Annotated in this window: 14 protein-coding genes; 13 read left to right on the plus strand and 1 reads right to left on the minus strand. The window is 49.4% G+C overall.

All coding sequences use genetic code 11. The features are described 5' to 3' along the window. Positions 1 to 230 precede the first annotated feature (230 nt). Positions 231 to 1,520: an L-cysteine desulfidase family protein gene (locus tag ACAN54_RS01795; RefSeq protein WP_379151647.1), complete on the plus strand. Its 1,290-nt coding sequence runs from the start codon at positions 231 to 233 to the stop codon at positions 1,518 to 1,520. A 109-nt stretch (positions 1,521 to 1,629) separates the two neighbouring features. On the opposite strand, the gene ACAN54_RS01800 is transcribed toward ACAN54_RS01795, so the two are convergent. After that, positions 1,630 to 2,385, minus strand: a complete 756-nt coding sequence (locus tag ACAN54_RS01800; protein WP_379151650.1) for a DeoR/GlpR family DNA-binding transcription regulator — start codon at positions 2,383 to 2,385, stop codon at positions 1,630 to 1,632. A 361-nt stretch (positions 2,386 to 2,746) separates the two neighbouring features. Between ACAN54_RS01800 and ACAN54_RS01805 the strand changes: the two genes are divergently transcribed. From ACAN54_RS01805 to ACAN54_RS01860, 12 genes are all read left to right on the plus strand, one after another. Further along, entirely contained in the window at positions 2,747 to 3,898 is a 1,152-nt protein-coding gene (locus ACAN54_RS01805; RefSeq protein WP_379151653.1) for an iron-containing alcohol dehydrogenase, read from the plus strand. 27 nt (positions 3,899 to 3,925) lie between these two features. Further along, entirely contained in the window at positions 3,926 to 5,389 is a 1,464-nt protein-coding gene (gene rhaB, locus ACAN54_RS01810) for a rhamnulokinase (RefSeq protein ID WP_379151655.1), read from the plus strand. A gap of 36 nt (positions 5,390 to 5,425) precedes the next feature. Then, positions 5,426 to 6,682, plus strand: a complete 1,257-nt coding sequence (gene rhaA, locus ACAN54_RS01815) for an L-rhamnose isomerase (RefSeq protein ID WP_379151659.1) — start codon at positions 5,426 to 5,428, stop codon at positions 6,680 to 6,682. A gap of 58 nt (positions 6,683 to 6,740) precedes the next feature. Further along, a complete protein-coding gene (gene rhaD, locus ACAN54_RS01820) occupies positions 6,741 to 7,586 on the plus strand; it encodes a rhamnulose-1-phosphate aldolase (RefSeq protein WP_379151662.1) in 846 nt (281 codons plus the stop codon). Between the two features lie 201 nt (positions 7,587 to 7,787). Next, positions 7,788 to 8,882: an NADH:flavin oxidoreductase gene (locus ACAN54_RS01825; RefSeq protein WP_379151665.1), complete on the plus strand. Its 1,095-nt coding sequence runs from the start codon at positions 7,788 to 7,790 to the stop codon at positions 8,880 to 8,882. Between the two features lie 163 nt (positions 8,883 to 9,045). Next, positions 9,046 to 10,653 (plus strand): tRNA (N6-isopentenyl adenosine(37)-C2)-methylthiotransferase MiaB, encoded by a 1,608-nt coding sequence (miaB, locus tag ACAN54_RS01830; RefSeq protein ID WP_379154092.1) that lies wholly within the window; start codon positions 9,046 to 9,048, stop codon positions 10,651 to 10,653. A gap of 60 nt (positions 10,654 to 10,713) precedes the next feature. After that, positions 10,714 to 11,130 (plus strand): YlbF/YmcA family competence regulator, encoded by a 417-nt coding sequence (locus ACAN54_RS01835; protein ID WP_379154094.1) that lies wholly within the window; start codon positions 10,714 to 10,716, stop codon positions 11,128 to 11,130. 50 nt (positions 11,131 to 11,180) lie between these two features. Continuing rightward, on the plus strand, positions 11,181 to 11,951 hold the full coding sequence (locus tag ACAN54_RS01840; RefSeq protein ID WP_379151669.1) for an NUDIX domain-containing protein: 771 nt from the start codon (positions 11,181 to 11,183) through the stop codon (positions 11,949 to 11,951). 15 nt (positions 11,952 to 11,966) lie between these two features. After that, positions 11,967 to 12,509 carry a cysteine hydrolase family protein gene (locus tag ACAN54_RS01845; protein ID WP_379151672.1) on the plus strand — a complete coding sequence of 181 codons (543 nt, stop codon included), beginning with the start codon at positions 11,967 to 11,969 and terminating at the stop codon, positions 12,507 to 12,509. A 44-nt stretch (positions 12,510 to 12,553) separates the two neighbouring features. Further along, complete coding sequence (locus ACAN54_RS01850; RefSeq protein ID WP_379151675.1) at positions 12,554 to 14,026, plus strand: nicotinate phosphoribosyltransferase; 1,473 nt, start codon at positions 12,554 to 12,556, stop codon at positions 14,024 to 14,026. Positions 14,027 to 14,469: 443 nt separating this feature from the next. Then, positions 14,470 to 15,480, plus strand: a complete 1,011-nt coding sequence (locus ACAN54_RS01855) for a 2-oxoacid:acceptor oxidoreductase family protein (RefSeq protein ID WP_379151678.1) — start codon at positions 14,470 to 14,472, stop codon at positions 15,478 to 15,480. A gap of 25 nt (positions 15,481 to 15,505) precedes the next feature. Then, positions 15,506 to 17,812 carry a thiamine pyrophosphate-dependent enzyme gene (locus tag ACAN54_RS01860; RefSeq protein WP_379151681.1) on the plus strand — a complete coding sequence of 769 codons (2,307 nt, stop codon included), beginning with the start codon at positions 15,506 to 15,508 and terminating at the stop codon, positions 17,810 to 17,812. Positions 17,813 to 17,949: the final 137 nt, after the last annotated feature.

Consider the following 17,949-nt stretch of genomic DNA (forward strand, 5'->3'; position numbering starts at 1 on the left):
TCAATGAAACCTAATTATATGTAGCGGCGGAGTATCAATTCAATCGAATAATATTGTACTTCAAAGATAATAGGAATAGGATCCCAGAAAAAATAATGATCCCTGCAGCCGTTAACCCTCCGATCAAAAAGATCATACGAAACAAAGGGTTCCCCTTTAGTTTCCTGCTGATATACTATATAGAAATGAACTTCTGGAACAGAGAGAATAGAGAGTAGGAGAATCCATACATGTCCAGCTTATTGGAGATTTTGCACAAGGAAGTTGTCCCGGCTGAAGGCTGTACAGAGCCGATTGCAGTAGCATATGCCGTTTCATTGGCGGCAGAGCTTCTGGAGGAAGACATCACGGCCATCCGGCTGCAGCTTAGCGGAAATATTATTAAGAACGCAATGGGCGTGGGCATTCCCGGTACAGGTCAGACCGGACTCCCGATCGCAGCAGCCCTCGGAGCGGTGGTGGGACGTTCCCACAAAGAGCTGGAAATTCTGTCCGGCCTAACTCCGGCCGAATTGAAGCTTGCTAATGAACTGTTGGAACGGGGGCTTCTTGAAGTAGAGCTGAAGGATACAACGGAGAAGTTATATATTGAGGCAAAGGTATTTTCGCAGAACCATATGTCTACCGCCATTATTGCCGGGGAGCACACTCATATCGATTACCTGGCACTGGATGGGGAGAAAATGACACCCCCCAAATCCAAAGCGGATTGCGGTATTCCTAGAAGAACGGGTCACGAAGCTTATACAGGTTCAATTGAAGGTATCTTTGAGTTTATCTGCACTGTCCCTTTCCAGGATATCCGTTTTCTTCTGGAAGGGGCCACAATGAACAAAGCTATCTCCGATGAAGGATTGCGCGGGAATTACGGCTTACAGGTGGGCAAGAAAATGAGCCAGCAATCGGCTGTGAACTTGTTCGGTAACGATGTGGCGAGCACCATCATCGCTGCGACGGCGGCAGCCTCTGATGCCAGAATGGACGGCAGCGCTATGCCGGTTATGACCACGGCTGGCAGCGGGAATCAGGGCATAGCCTGTACACTTCCGGTGATTGCCTTGGCGGAGCTGCTGGGCAAGGATGAGGACATGCTGGCCCGGGCGCTTGCGCTGAGCAATCTGGTTACAGTGCACATTAAGCATTACATCGGGCGGCTCTCACCGCTATGCGGTTCAGGGATTGCCGGTGGTGTAGGGGCGAACAGCGGGATTCTATATCTTATGGGCGGAACCCTTGCCCAGATTAAATATGGCATACAGAATACCATCGCCTCCTTGTCAGGAATGATCTGCGACGGGGCCAAATCAACCTGTGCGCTCAAAATATCCACCTCCACCAATGCGGCCATTCAGGCAGCCACGCTGGCTATGAATAACATTGGGCCTTCTACGAATGATGGTGTGATCTTTGAAGAGGTGGAAGACACCATCCGCAATATGGAGCGGCTGGTTCAGGAGGGGCTGGCCGACACCGATGCTACCATTTTAAGCATCATGCTCTCCAAAGGCGGAATGCTGTAGCCGTACTATTGGAAATCCTGTAACGTATAAATAAAACGAATATGTTCATAGATTTATACAAAACCGCCCGGTTCCTGTTTTAACAACGCAGGTGACCGGGCGGTTTATTTTAATACAATACTTCAATATTCTCTTCGGCAAGCCGTTTAAGCCAGGGGTTCGCAGGTCTGCGGTCAGTAATCAGCACATCAATGCTGTCAAGTGCAACCAGCCGTGTAAAGGCGGTTTTGTCAAACTTGGTATGATCGGCAAGCAGCACAACCTTCTCCGCCTGACGTAGCATGTATTTCTTCAACTCGCACTCCGGTTCGTTGGAATCGGTAATTCCTCGCTCCATATCAAGGCCCTTGCAGCTAATAATCGCGGTATCTACATTATAGCGCTGAATGGTATCATGGGCGACAGGCCCGACCAGTGACAGGGAACGGTGGCGCAGTGAACCACCGGAGGAAATAATATTCAGGCCGGAGTTCGCGAACTCATGCAGAATATTAATCGAATTCGTAATGACCGTCAGATTGTTTTTGTTGCCCAGCAGCTTCAGGAATTCAAAAGAGGTAGAGCTGGGGTCTACCATCAGAGTATCTCCATCATTAATCAAATCCAGCGCTTTTAGTGCAATATTTCGTTTGATATCCGTATTGAGCGCATTTCTTGTCACAAAAGGCAGGTCCTCATTCGTGTGCCTGTTCAGCATTGCACCGCCATAAGTCCGGCTGAGAATGCCGTCTTTCTCCAGCTTCTCAAGATCCCTCCGGATTGTTTCCTCAGTTACCTCGAACATCCGGCTGAGATCAGAGACGAGAACCCGTTTATCCTGATGTACAAGATCTATGATTTTCTTGCGTCTTTCGGCTGCCAGCATATATATCACCTTTCCAGAACTATATTATCTAACTATAGACCTGAATATCTGTGTTTTGCAAGGAAATAAACGAAACCCACAGGTGTATTATAGATGATTCTTTGTAAAACAGACACTAAACAAATAAAAACAACACAAAATATATATTATTTGTTGACAACAAAGATTTATGGAGATACGATGAGAATGTTAATGCTCTCTTTGTAAGCGATACCTTTTATAGAGGTGCCAGAGCCGGTCGGATATTGTGCCCAGAGACCAGCCTGTGGTACCAAAGCGGCATAGAGCTTGAGGCTTGCTAAGAAGAACATTAATCCTGGTAACACCGCAGTAACAAATTGCCTGGGAGGCTGGTCAATCAATGAGTACTCATGTCTATTATGTTCCGTCCACCAACATTATGGGAAAAGGCTGTCTGAAGGAAATCGGTCCTTACATTCAGGAATTGAACTTGAAGAAGGCACTAGTCGTCACCGACAAATTTCTGGTCAAGAGCGGTATCGCGGGCAAATTGCTGGCTGTATTGGATGAAACGGGAATTCAATATGCCCTATATGATGAAGTCAAACCTAATCCTACATGTAAAAATGTTCATGACGGTGTGGATTTTCTGAATTCGCAGGGCTGTGATTATTTGATCTCCATCGGCGGCGGCTCGCCGCAGGATACGGCCAAGGCGATTGGAATTATCGCCACCAATGGCGGGCATATCAAGGAATATGAAGGCGTGCATAAATCCAAGAATAAATCTCTGCCGATCGTAGCCGTCAATACAACCGCTGGCACCTCTGCTGAAGTTACGATCAATTACGTGATTACCGATGAAGAACGCAAAGTGAAGATGGTAATGGTCGACAAAAACAGCATCGCCACCATTTCAGTGAATGATCCCGAGCTGATGATCAACAAACCGGCCGCGCTTACCGCCGCAACCGGAATGGATGCGCTTACGCATGCCATAGAAGCGCTGGTTACACCTGGAGCTTATCCGGTTACTGATGCTACCGCACTGGCTGCGGTTGAACTGATCTTCGCCAATCTGGCCCGGACCGTGAAGAACGGACATGATATTGAAGCCAGGGAGCAAATGGTATACGCCATTTTCCTGGGTGGTCTGGCCTTTAATAATGCCGGGCTTGGCTACGTGCATGCGATGGCGCATCAGCTTGGCGGCGTATATGATCTGCCTCACGGTGTTTGCAATGCAATGCTGCTGCCTTTTGTAGAAGAAGAAAACGCCAAACATGTTCCTGAGAAATTCAGAAGTATTGCCAAAGCTATTGGACTGCAGATCGAAGGCAAAACAGATCAGGAATGTGCGGCATACGTTATTGAATCCATCAAGGAACTGTCCAAGGAAGTGGGCATTCCTTCCAAATTGTCAGAGCTTGGCGTAGATGAAGTCGATCTGGACCTGCTCGCCGAGAACTCAATGAAGGACGCCTGTGCCCCTGGTAATCCTTTCATTCCTACAAAAGAAGAAGTAATTGCCTTGTTCCGCAAAATCCTCTAGAACAACCTTTAAGTTAGGAGAGCTTCTATGAACAAACATATCGCCGTCGATATCGGCGCCTCCAGCGGCAGGCTTGTGCTTGGGACTCTCAGGGACGGCAAGCTGGCCCTGGAAGAGCTTCACCGCTTCAGTAATGGATTCACCGAGCGTGACGGCTCCTGCTTCTGGGATATTGATTATTTGTTCGACCAGATTATTACCGGTCTTCAAAAAGCCAAAGCACAAGGCATCACGGAGTGCACGCTAGGCATCGATACCTGGGCGGTGGATTATGTGCTCCTGGATGCGGATGGAAATCGCATCCAGGAGGTATATGCCTACAGGGATTCCCGTACCGAAGGTATTATGGGGGAAGTGGCTTCGCTCATTCCACCGGAGACAGTATATGCGAAGACGGGGATACAGCAGTTAGCTTTTAATACGTTATACCAGCTGTATGCTCATGACCGGAAAGAACTGGCCGAAGCAGAGCAAATTCTGCTGGTGCCGGATTATCTCTACTATAGATTAAGCGGGCAGAAGATCAATGAGGCTACCAATGCCTCGACAACTCAGATGCTGAATTTGCAGACTGGGGATTTCGATTCTGAACTCCTGTCACTTCTCCACCTGAGAAGAGAGCAGTTTGCCATACTGACAGCTCCAGGAGAGAGCCTCGGATTTATCCAGGAGCCGCTTGTAAGCCGGTATGATCTGCCCCGGTGCGAACTGATATGTGCAGCTACCCATGACACTGCTTCAGCAGTGCTTGGTGTTCCTGTGCAGAGGGGGCGCTCATCCGCATACATTAGCAGCGGCACCTGGTCCCTGCTTGGCGTGGAGCTAAGCCATCCGATCAATAATCCGCAAGCGATGGCCGCCAATTACACCAACGAATGGGGAGCCTTCGACACCTACCGGTTCCTTAAGAACATCATGGGGCTTTGGCTGATCCAGGAAGTACGGCGACTGGATGGAGAACGCTACAGCTTCGCCGAATTGGCCCAGCTAGCTGGTGAAGCCGAGGGCTTCCGCAGCCTAATCCCTTGCAACGATCCGCGGTTCCTTAATCCGGATAACATGATTGATGAGATTCGTGCCGCATGTGCGGAGAGTGGCCAGCCTGAGCCGAAGACGCCTGGACAGCTTGCCCGTTGTATATTCGACAGTCTGGCCTTGTCTTACCGTAGTTACCTACAGGAGCTTGAAGCCCTAACGGGAACGGAGGTAGAGGTGCTGCAAATTGTCGGAGGCGGTGCGAATAATGGACTGTTGTGCCAGCTGACTGCCGATATTACCGGCAGGGAAGTGCTGGCGGGGCCCATAGAGTCAACAGCACTGGGGAATCTCGCAGTTCAACTGATTCACGAGGGCAGTGTGGCCAATATCGTCGAAGCCAGAGAAATCATCGAGAATTCTTTTCCTATTGTATCGTATACTCCTCAACCGGTCCCTAAGCTGCAAGATCTACTAAGGCGCTGGGAGGCCCTTCACGCACCGTTTATCCATTAGTCAGTGTATGCCACAATATTTTTAGGAGGTTGCATCATGGATCAGAGCATCATCAACAGTTATAACGAAGCCAAAAAATTATACGCAGCCCATGGAATCCATGTGGACGAAGTTCTAGAAAAGCTGGCACAGATCAAAGTTTCACTGCACTGCTGGCAAGGGGATGATGTCAAAGGATTTCTTTTTAAAGACAAGGAACTGAGCGGGGGGATTGCTGTAACCGGCAGTTACCCTGGCCGTGCCGGAACACCGGATGAGCTGCGTAAGGATTTGGAAAAGGCCTTGTCGCTGATTCCGGGCAAACACAAGGTGAATCTGCATGCCATTTATGCCGATACGGATGAACAGGTGGATCTGGATGAGCTGGAACCGCGCCATTTTGCACCTTGGGTTGAGTGGGCAAAGGAACAGGGGCTGGGTCTGGACTTCAATCCAACCTGCTTCTCCCATCCCAAAGCGGCTGACGGCTTCACCTTAAGTCATGCCGACGAGGAAATCCGCAGCTTCTGGATCAGGCACTGTAAAGCTTCGCGCAAGATTTCTGAATATTTTGGCCGCGAGCTGGGACAGACCTGTGTGACGAACTTCTGGGTACCGGACGGTTACAAGGATGCTCCCGTAGACCGCCTGTCTCCGCGCGTACGGCTGAAGGAATCTCTCGATGAGGTGTTCAGTGAAGTGATTGATCCTAAGTTCAACATCGATGCGGTAGAGAGCAAGCTGTTTGGGATTGGTTCGGAGAGCTATGTGGTTGGATCTCATGAATTCTATATGGGCTATGGATTAACCCGGGGCAAGGCGATCTGCCTGGACGCCGGACATTTCCATCCGACAGAAGTGATATCCAATAAATTGTCTTCTATTCTGATGTTCAGCGAACAACTGCTGCTTCATGTCAGCCGCCCTGTCCGCTGGGACAGCGACCATGTTGTCACTATGGATGATGAGCTGCTTGAAATCGCACGCGAGCTCGTTCGCGGAGATTTGCTGGGCCGCACGAATATCGGGCTGGACTTCTTTGACGGCAGCATTAATCATATCGCCGCATGGGTGATTGGCACACGTAATACCATCAAGGCACTCCTGCGGGCCATGCTGGAGCCGGTGGCAGAGCTGAAGGCTGTGGAGTTGGCCGGAGATTATACTTCCCGTCTAGCCTTGGTTGAAGAATTTAAGTCTTATCCGTTCGGTGCGGTCTGGGATTATTACTGCGCTTCGCAGAATACACCTGTACGGGAGCAGTGGCTGGTTGAAGTGAAGAGCTACGAGCAGGAAGTGCTGTCCGCCAGATAATGTCTAAGGGGAACCTTAAGGGGTACAGCTAGCATCGCATACAAAGGAGAGATAACATATGAGTACATCCGTAATTGAATCCAAAGGTTATATTGCTTCTGTAGAAGCCCCGTTCATCCAGGAGATGTCGGAAATTACCCATCATATGTGGTCGCTAGGCTGGGATGAGCTGAACGGCGGCAACGTGAGTTACCTGCTGGATGAGGAAGAGGTAGCGAAATATATTAACATCCGAGAGTCTTTACGGACGATTAAGCTGACTTTTCCGGTACAGGAGCTGGCTGGAAAATATTTTATCGTCACTGGTTCGGGCAAATACTTCCGCAATGTGATCAAGGATCCGGAAGCGAATCTGGGCGTCCTTCGTGTCAATGATAATGGAGAGAGTGTTGAAGTACTGTGGGGTCTCCGTAACGGCGCAGTACCGACAAGTGAGCTTGCTTCGCATTTCATGAGCCATATTGAACGTTTAAAGGTCGATCCTGCACATCGCATTGTGCTGCATACTCATGCTACGAATGTCATCGCTATGACGTTCACCCATGATCTGGATGAGCTGAAATTCACCAAAACTCTATGGGAAATGTGCACTGAATGTCTGGTTGTCTTCCCGGATGGCGTTAGTGTCATTCCTTGGATCGTACCAGGCAGCAGTGAAATTGGCCGTGCTACCGCTGACAAAATGAAAGAGTACCGCGTGGTGATCTGGCCGCAGCACGGTATTTTTGTCACCGGCGCAACCATGGACGCTACCTTCGGACTCGTGGAAACGATCGAAAAAGCGGCAATTGTCTATAATCTGATTGGCGGCAGAGAAATCAAGCAGAAGATTACTGACCGGCAATTGGCCGATTTGGCCGCAGCATTCCGCGTAACGCCAAAAGCAGGAATATTGGAATTATAGAATTGCAACGAATCCAGAATCAGGGACATTATCTGAATCTTATCGCCGGACACAGCAGTGAACTGTTGTGTCCGGTTTTTTGGTATGCAGCACCAAAGGAGGGAGAATAGGAGTCCTGCAGCTCCTTCATTTGCTTTTACGAGTGACAACAGGCATAATATGCTTACTTAAAGTAATTATATTAATTAACGGAGGCTGAATATGAACACCGATAAATTGTTTGCCCCATTTCAGGCAGGAAGCTTGTCTCTTGCCAATCGTATCGTAATGGCACCTATGACCCGTGTGTATTCGCCAAATGGCGTCCCGGGAGAAGATGTTGCTGCATATTACCGCCGGCGTGCTGAAGGCGGAGTAGGTCTGATCATCACCGAAGGAACGGCGATTAATCATCCTTCAGCGGTCAGCCACCAGAATATTCCCAATATCCATGGTGAAGCCTCCCTTAAGGGATGGGCAAACGTAGTGAAAGAGGTTCATGCCGCTGGCGGCAAGATCGTACCGCAGCTCTGGCATGTCGGGATGGCCCGTACTATAGGCCAGCTTCCGAATGTAGATGCACTGCCGATAGGACCTTCCGGACTGGATCTGGCAGGCGAGCCGGTTACGGAGCCTATGACCCAGCAGGAAATAGACGGGATTGTCGCTGCCTTCGCCCAGGCTGCTGCCGATGCCAAAGCAGTAGGCTTTGACGGAATCGAGCTTCATGGTGCGCATGGCTATCTGATTGATCAGTTTTTCTGGGAAAAAACCAACAAGCGGACTGATGAGTATGGCGGCGACCTGGAAGCCCGGACGACCTTTGCGGTTCAAATCATTGATGCCTGCCGCCGTGCGGTTGGCCCGGACTTTCCAATTATTCTTCGTTTTTCGCAGTGGAAGAGCGGGGATTATTCCGCTAAGCTGGCTCAGACACCGGAAGAGCTTGCCCGATTCCTTACTCCGCTCAGCAATGCCGGGGTAGATATTTTCCACTGCTCGACACGCCGTTTCTGGTTACCTGAATTTGAAGGCTCCGAGCTGAATCTGGCGGGCTGGACGAAGAAAATCACCGGCAAACCAACCATTACTGTAGGTTCTGTAGGTTTGAACAGTGAGTTCGTAACCGCCGTAACCGAGAAGAATGAAGAAGACAATATTGAACGGTTGCTGGAGAAGCTGGATAAAGCTGAGTTCGATCTGGTCGCTGTCGGCAGAGCGCTTATCAGTGATCCAGCCTGGCCTGCTAAGGTGAAGAGCGGCAGAACAGAGGAGATTATTGCTTTTACTTCCGAATCGACAAAGACTCTGTATTAAAATGTACAAGATATTCTGAAAGTATAGCCGCCCTGATCAGGGCGGTTTTTGTTTTGGCCGTCCAATTACGAGAATGGATGATTTATGCTATAATTTTTACTTGAGTATTACCATTTCAGCCTTGCAGACGCTGCAGAGCTTCAAGAATAAAGGACGTGAAACCATGACAATGGAGAATAACTCACCGGACTTAAAATCCGGCAAGGGTGATTCGAAGGATTACTCGAAATATTTTGATTTTTCTGATGCCAAAGTCATCAGTGAAGAAGAAGGCAAAACCACCTACCGGATCAAGGGCCGCACCGTTCAGATCAATTCCAATCCGGATTACAAGGAAGGCAAACGCCGGGGTAAGCAGGATATTGAAGTCATTGACTTTGAGAATGCGGACACGAACCGGATTATGGAAGAGTTCAGAGAGATCAACCGCCACAAACAGCATTATTACTCCATAGCCACTTACGGCTGCCAGATGAATGAGCATGACACTGAGACGATGAAGGGGCTCCTGGAGCAAATGGGGTATCTTGGCACCGAGGACCGCAATATGGCAGATATCATTCTGCTGAACACCTGCGCCATCCGGGAGAATGCAGAAGATAAAGTATTCGGCGAGCTTGGACACCTGAAGAATCTGAAGCTGGAGAAACCCGGCCTGTTGCTTGGGGTCTGCGGGTGTATGTCCCAGGAGGAGGGTGTAGTCAACCGGATTATGTCCAAGCATGGATTTGTGGATATGATATTCGGTACCCATAACATCCACCGCCTGCCACATCTCGTTAAGGAAGCATATTTTAGCAAAGAGCTCGTCGTAGAGGTCTGGTCCAAGGAAGGCGACATCATTGAGAACCTGCCGAAGAAGCGGGAGGGCATGCGCGCCTGGGTGAACATCATGTATGGCTGCGACAAGTTCTGTACCTATTGTATTGTACCGTTCACGCGGGGCAAGGAGCGCAGCCGCCGTCCTGAAGATGTAATCGCTGAGATGCGGGAACTGGCACGTCAGGGCTTTAAGGAAGTTACGCTGCTGGGACAGAATGTGAATGCCTACGGCAAGGATTTTATAGATATGGACTATACATTCGGGGACCTGATGGACGATATGCGAAAAATAGACATCCCGCGTATCCGCTTCATGACATCGCATCCCCGCGATTTTGACGATAGATTAATTGAAGTGCTCGGTAAAGGCGGCAATCTGACGGAACATATCCATCTGCCGGTCCAATCGGGAAGTACAGCTGTGCTGAAGAAAATGAGCCGTAAATACAGCCGAGAAACGTATCTTGAGCTTGTACGGAAGATCAAAGCCAGCGTGCCTAATGCTGTGCTGACTACGGATATCATTGTTGGCTTCCCTGGTGAAACTGAGGAGCAGTTCGAGGATACCCTGTCACTGGTGCGCGAAGTGGGCTATGATATGGCATATACTTTCATTTATTCTCCGCGTGAAGGAACGCCAGCAGCTTCCATGGAGGATAATGTCCCGCAAGAGGTGAAGAGTGAACGCCTGCAGCGGCTCAATGATCTGATTAAGGAGCAGAGCAGGGTCAGCAATGACCGGATGCTTGGCGAGATCGTAGAGGTATTGGTGGAAGGCGAGAGCAAGAACAATTCCAATGTGCTGTCCGGCCGCAGCCGCGCCAACAAGCTGGTGCATTTTGAAGGGCCGAAGGATTTGATCGGAACCTTTGTTCAGGTTAGAATTACCGATACGAAGACATGGTACATCAAAGGGGATTGCGTAGCTGAAGCTGCGGCAATTCTATAATTATAAAGAAATGGGGCGATAGCAGTGAGCCAGGAAGAACCGCGTTTGAATGAATACGGCATGCAGACCTATAATACCCGTGACCTGATTGTACGTGAAGATATTATGGGAAAAGCCAAAGAGCTTGCCTCACTCATCTCCACGAGCGAAGAAGTAAAGCATTTTCAGCAGGCAGAGCAGAAGATCCAGAATCACGAACGGGTGCAAGGTCTGATCGCTACCATTAAGAAGAAGCAGAAAGAAATTGTGGCGTTCGAAAGCTTCAAGAATAAGGAAATGGTCGCCAAAATCGAACGTGAAATTGAAGTGCTGCAGGATGAGATCGACGGGATTCCAGTCGTGAATGAATTCCAGCAAAGCCAGAGCGATATCAACTATCTACTGCAGCTTGTGATTTCGGTGATCCGCGATACCGTTTCGGAGAAAATCAATGTAGAAGCGGGTACCGAAGCGCCTCCTTCGACCTGTGGTGATTAATTTCAAGAAGATCCACTTATTAAATATGCTGGGGCAAAGGATGATTCATTGTGAGCGAGAACGGGGAACAAACCTATAACGTCAAAAAATACCGCACGCCGGACGGGGTCCCGGCCGATATTGTCATGTTTACACTGACCAAGCGCGAGCGGAAGACCGTCACCAAGACGCTTCCGCTGCGTGAACTGAAGGTCATGCTCGTGAAACGCAAAAAATGGCCATGTGCAGGGATGTGGGCATTGCCGGGCGGATTTTGCCAGGAAGATGAATCCATCTACGATGCCGCGACCCGTGAACTGAAGGAAGAAACCGGTGTGGACGGCGGGCATTTGGAATATCTGGGCGTCTACAGCAAGCCCGGACGCGATCCGCGCGGATGGATTATCAGCCATGCTTTCTTTGCATTAGTGGAAGAATGGATGCTGGAACATAGACAAGCTTCTGATGATGCGGGAGAGGTTGGGCTGTTCACGCTGCAGGAGGCGCTTGAGGAGCTTGAGCTTGCTTTTGACCACCATGACATTATTAAAGATGCATATTTGCGGATTCAGCAGCAAATGCTGCAGACGACAATTGCCAGGCAGTTTCTGCCCCATCATTTCACTCTGAGTGAGCTGTATCAGGTGATCCAGACTGTAGTGCCTGAATTCAAGGAGCCCAATTTCATCCGCAAAATCACTTCAACCCGCAGCCGTCAGGGTATATTAAAGGAAGTACGGGATGAAGCCGGCAATCCGGTAAGCTCCAACCAGTATTCGCAGCGTCCGGCACAGCTCTATATGTTCACGGATCATGAGCCTTTGTTATCAATCTATACCTAGGGAGGGATAGCAGTAATGAGAGCTTTGATCGTAATTGACTTCACGAATGATTTTGTAGATGGCAGTCTGCCTGTGGGGCAGCCTGGTATTGATATCGCACCTCGGATCAGCGAGCTAACTCAGGCTTTCGTGGACAACGGGGATTATGTGGTGATGGCTGTGGATCTGCATGAAGAGAATGATCCTTATCATCCGGAGAGCAAGCTCTTTCCGCCACATAATCTGCGGGATACTAAGGGGCGGGAGCTGTACGGCAGTCTGAAAGATGTGTACGAACAGAACCAGGATTCAATCGATTGGATGGATAAAACACGTTACAGCGCCTTTTGCGGTACAGAACTGGAACTGAAGCTGCGTGAACGTGGGATTACAGAGCTGCACCTGATCGGAGTATGCACAGATATCTGTGTCCTGCATACGGCAGTGGATGCCTATAACAAGGGTTTCAGTATTGTCGTTCATAAGGATGCAGTGGCCAGCTTCAATCCGGAAGGCCATAACTGGGCGCTTGGACATTTCACCGGAAGCCTCGGAGCGACAGTAGTTGCAGCAGAATAACCAAATCGCACACCACTCACAGAGCACCAGAGAAAAGCTAGGAGATGAGGATTTTGAGGAGAGAACTTGCTCTACATACAGACAAATATCAAATCAATATGATGTACGCCCATTGGGTGAACGGAAGCCATAAGCGCAGAGCGGTGTTTGAAGCCTACTTCCGCAAGCTCCCCTTTGGTAATGGTTTTGCCGTATTCGCCGGGCTGGAGCGCATAACCCAGTATATCGCCGAGTTGCGCTTTACGGAGGATGATATCCGCTATCTGTCGGAGCAGGAAGAGAATTATGCCCCTGCTTTTCTTGAAGAGCTGCTGCAGTTCCATTTCCAAGGGAGCATTCATTCTATGAAAGAGGGTGCCCTGGTTTTCCCGGATGAGCCGCTTATTCGCGTCGAGGGTACGATTATGGAGGCGCAGCTGGTAGAAACGGCGATCCTGAACTTCATGAACTACCAGACACTGATTGCCACTAAGGCCTCGCGGATTAAGCAGGTGGCTCCAAAGGATACACTGCTGGAGTTCGGTACACGCCGGGCACAGGAAGCGGATGCAGCTGTCTGGGGTGCACGTGCAGCTTATGTGGGAGGCTTCCACGCAACCTCGAATATGCTGGCCGGCAAAAAGTTCGGCATCCCTACGAAGGGAACCCATGCCCACTCCTGGGTACAGAGCTTTGCCAGTGAGCAGGAGGCCTTCGATGCCTACGCCAAGGTAATGCCGGATGGTGTTACCCTACTGGTAGACACGTTCGATACGCTGCGCAGCGGTGTGCCGCATGCCATTAATACAGCCAAGATGCTGGAGGCGGCAGGCAAACGGATGAACGGTATCCGGCTGGACAGCGGTGACTTGGCGTATCTGTCTATCCAAGCTCGCAAAATGCTGGATGATGCGGGTCTGGATTATGTGAAAATTGTGGCCTCGAATGATCTGGACGAAAATACGATTATGAACTTGAAATCCCAGGGTGCGGCTATAGATACGTGGGGTGTCGGCACACAACTCATCACGGCTTCGGATCAGCCCTCCCTGGGCGGTGTATATAAGCTTGTTGAGATTGAATCACCTTCCGGTGAAATGGTTCCGACGATCAAGATTTCATCCAACCCGGAGAAAGTATCCACGCCAGGCAAAAAGGATGTTTTCCGGATCATTGGCCCCAAAGGAAAAGCTCTGGCTGACTATATCAGCTTCCCCGGGGAGAAAGAGCCGCAGAGTGGTGCCCGTCTGAAGCTGTTCAATCCGCTTCATCCTTATTTGCAGAAGTATGTGGAGAAATATAAAGCTTTGCCGATGCTGGAGCCGATCTTCGTAAACGGGTTCCAGGTCTATACGTTGCCAGATCTGGATGAAATCCGCCGCTATCATCAGGAACAGATTGATTTGTTCTGGCCGGAGTATCTGCGTAAGTTGAATCCCGAGGTATACCGCGTGAATCTCAGTGAGCAGGTATGGAAACGCAAGCAGCAACTGATAGCGGAGCATATGATGCCGGATCCGAATGATGAACTTAGCTGACAACTGGTAGTAAGTAAAAGACAGCGAGGCTGTTCCTGGAGTAGATCTTCTACTCAGGAGCAGCCTTTTTTTGGATACTGTCAAAATTCATAGGACAGGTCTCTGACCTGTGATAAATATCATGATTTATGTGATAAATTTAACATCTTAATTTTTAATTTTATTGCTAAATTAAGGGTGACATTGGTTCCACATTGGACTTGGGAAGTGCGGATTAACACACAATATTCACATTTAGACATTTTTATGGCAGATTACCTTCTATTAAAGTAACGCAGCACTGTCGTGTATAAAGAAATCGATTGAAATCCATAAATAAATGTGATTCCTGAGGCGTGGAAAATGCAAGATATGTCACTTCGCGACTGACAATTTCAAGTTACAATCGTTGAAAAAGTCATAAGGATGTTATTCTACTTGACACAAAGAAAGGGGTTATGTCGGTGGTACAATTACCAATCGTCAATGATCTCGGATTTTTCGAGATTCGTCTGGAGTCCATTGGAGGCTTAGGTGCGAACCTTGCGGGTAAGATGCTCGCTGAAGCAGGTGTAGTGGGGGCGGGCCTTAATGGCGTCAGTTTCTCTTCGTACGGCTCGGAGAAGAAGGGTTCTGCAGTTAAAGCGCATATCCGCTTCTGTGATCTGAACACACATATCCGCGATACCTCACCTGTGGAACGTCCGCATGTGGTGGGTGTGTTCCATGAAGCGCTGGCCAAGACAGTCAATGTGACTAGCGGGATTCTTGAAGAGAGCACCGTACTGGTGAATTCGGCCAAATCGCCGGAGGAACTGAAAGAGCTGCTGAAGATGAAAGCCGGAACCATTGCCGTAATCGATGCAACAAGCATTGCACTGAAAGAGAAGAATCGGGTAAATATGGCGATGTTAGGCGCGTTGTTCCGGCTGTGTCCATTTCTGGATACCGCAACGATGAAGGACGTGATTCAGAAGTCTCTAGGCAAAAAATACCCTCAGGCTGTCGAGTCTGCCATTACAACGTTTGACCGCGGCTATAATGAAGTGAAGTTTATGCGATTTGAGCTGGCAGCAGGGGATACGATGCCTGAATATGTCCGTTCCGATATCGGCGTTCTGGGATATGATACGCAGCCGATCGGCGGCTCGATAATTAATCCAGGCAGCACATTCCTGAAGAACCTCAGCATCTCACGTTCCGGCATGATCCCTGCGTATGAGAACGAATCCTGCATTCATTGCGCTCAGTGCGATACAGTATGTCCGGACCAGTGTTTTGTATGGGAAGAACGGATCGACCGCAAGGGCCGTTCGCAAATGTTCCTGACGGGCATTGATTATCAATATTGCAAGGGTTGCTTGAAATGTATAGACGCCTGCCCGACCTCAGCGTTATCAAGCCAGCGTGAGAAGGAAGGCTATGCTGACAGCCACACGGTACACCACACATTTGATCTGATTACACAGCTTTAATTCTTGAAGAAAGGTGGAATGAATAATGGCTATAGATTATGAAAAAGAAGTAGGCTCCGCCAAAGTGGAGCAGAAATTCCTATATGAATCCGGTAACGAAATGGCTGCATATGCCGCCCATCAGATCAATTATCATGTCATGGGCTATTTCCCGATTTCACCTTCCACAGAAGTAGCCCAGTTCCTGGACACGATGAAAGCCAGCGGTCAGCATGACATCATGCTTGTACCTTCAGATGGTGAACATAGCTCCGCAGGGATCTGTTACGGCGCATCTACTGCAGGCGGACGAGTATTCAACGCCACCAGTGCCCAAGGATATATGTTTATGCTGGAGCAATTGCCTGTACAAGCAGGTACCCGTATGCCAATGGTAATGAACCTGATCTGCCGCTCGATCTCCGGTCCGCTTAATATTCACGGGGACCACTCCGATTTATATTTTGCCCTGAACACCGGATGGCCGATTCTGATGTGCCGTGATCCTCAGTCTGTCTATGATATGAATCTGATGGCGTTGAAGCTGGCTGAACACGCCAAGGTCCGTCTTCCGGTAATGGTTGCTTCAGATGGTTATTTCACTTCTCACCAGAAGCGGCGTGTACAAGCTTTTGCCCATCGGGAGGATGTTCATAAGTTTGTAGGCGAACAGCCGCCTACTGGCTTTACAGACACCTTAGACCGTAACAATCCTGTTACGGTAGGCCCTTACATGAACGAACCGGATTATATCAATAACCGTTACCAGCAATCTGTTGCCATGTACAATGCCGGTGAAGTATTCGAAGAGATTGCCCAGGAATTCGCAGAACTGACTGGACGCCACTATCCGATGATCGAGCAGTACCGGATGGAGGATGCCGATGTTGCCGTGTTCCTGATGAACTCTGCTTCGGAGATTATCAAAGATGTTGTCGACCAGCTTCGTCTGCAAGGGATCAAAGCCGGAGCGATCTCCCCTAACATGATCCGCCCCTTCCCGCAGAAGCAAATCGCTGAAGCATTGAAGAATGTGAAGGCTATTACGGTTGGAGACCGTGCAGATTCTGTAGGTGGACACGGCGGTAACATGGTCAATGAAATTAAGGCAGCCCTATTCACATATGGCAACACTACCACTAAGGTAATCAGCCGCATCTATGGATTAGGCGGTAAGGATTTCTACGCTGAAGACGGGCATCATTTCTTCCAGCTGGCAATGGATGCTGTAGCTGCCGATCGTGTGGAAATTCCTTTTGACTACTATGGCCACAATCCAGGTTCACCGGACCAAGCACCGAAGCGCTTGCTGAAGCCGATGAACTTTGAATCCCTCAAGACAGGTCTAATCACTGTGAAGCAGAACGAAGAGACTGGCAAGCTTAGCGTGAAGGTACCGCCAATCCGCAGCCTGATGAAGAAACCAAGACGTTTGTCACCGGGTCATGGTGCCTGTCCGGGCTGTGGGATTTTCTCCGGTCTGGAGCTATTCTTCAAAGGAATTGAAGGAGACATTGTAGCCCTGTATCACACAGGGTGTGCGATGGTTACAACTACCGGCTATCCATATTCCGCCCATAAGTCGACCTTCATCCACAACCTGTTCCAGAACGGTGCAGCTACGTTGTCCGGTGTCGTGGAAATGTTCTGGGAACGCAAACGCCGCGGAGAACTAGATGGATTGGGACTTCAGGAGGACTTCACCTTTGTCATGGTAACTGGTGACGGGGGCATGGATATCGGTATGGGTCCAGCTATTGGTGCTGCCTTACGCGGCCATAAGATGATTATTGTAGAGTATGACAACGAAGGATATATGAATACTGGCGCCCAGCAGTCGTATTCCACACCGCTCGGCCATCGTACTTCAACTTCAAGCATCGGCAAGACACAGCAGGGTAAAGTTACGCAGCATAAGGATACCGCTCAGATCATGGCGGCCACTAACATCCCTTATGTATTTACTGGTTGTGAGGCATATCCGCAGGATCTGCTCAAAAAAGCAGCCAAAGCCCAGTGGTATGCACAGAATGAAGGGCTGGTCTACGGCAAGATTCTTATTGCATGCCCGCTGAACTGGATGAGTGAAGATAAAGATGGAACTAATATTGTGTCACTGGCCGTGGAATCCTGTTTCTTCCCGCTCTACGAAGTAGAACAGGGCACGACAACGATAACGTACAATCCAGAGGAAAAGGACAAACGTGTGGAAGTCGCTGCATGGCTGAAGACGATGGGCAAAACCAGACATCTGCTGAAGCCTGAGAACGAGCCTGCTCTGCGGAGCTTCGAAGGTGAAGTACAACGCCGCTGGAATCGTCTCAAAGCCAAACACGAGCACCCGGATTTGTAGGACTTATAACATCTGTGCCGATAATACCCATAATAAATGCACAAGCCTGGCAGAATTTATCTGCTGGGCTTTTTTTTGGATCATGGTTGTGTATTAAGTGGAGAACGTAGAACGTCACAAGGCCGGAATTCCGTTTA

Source organism: Paenibacillus diazotrophicus, assembly GCF_042610465.1.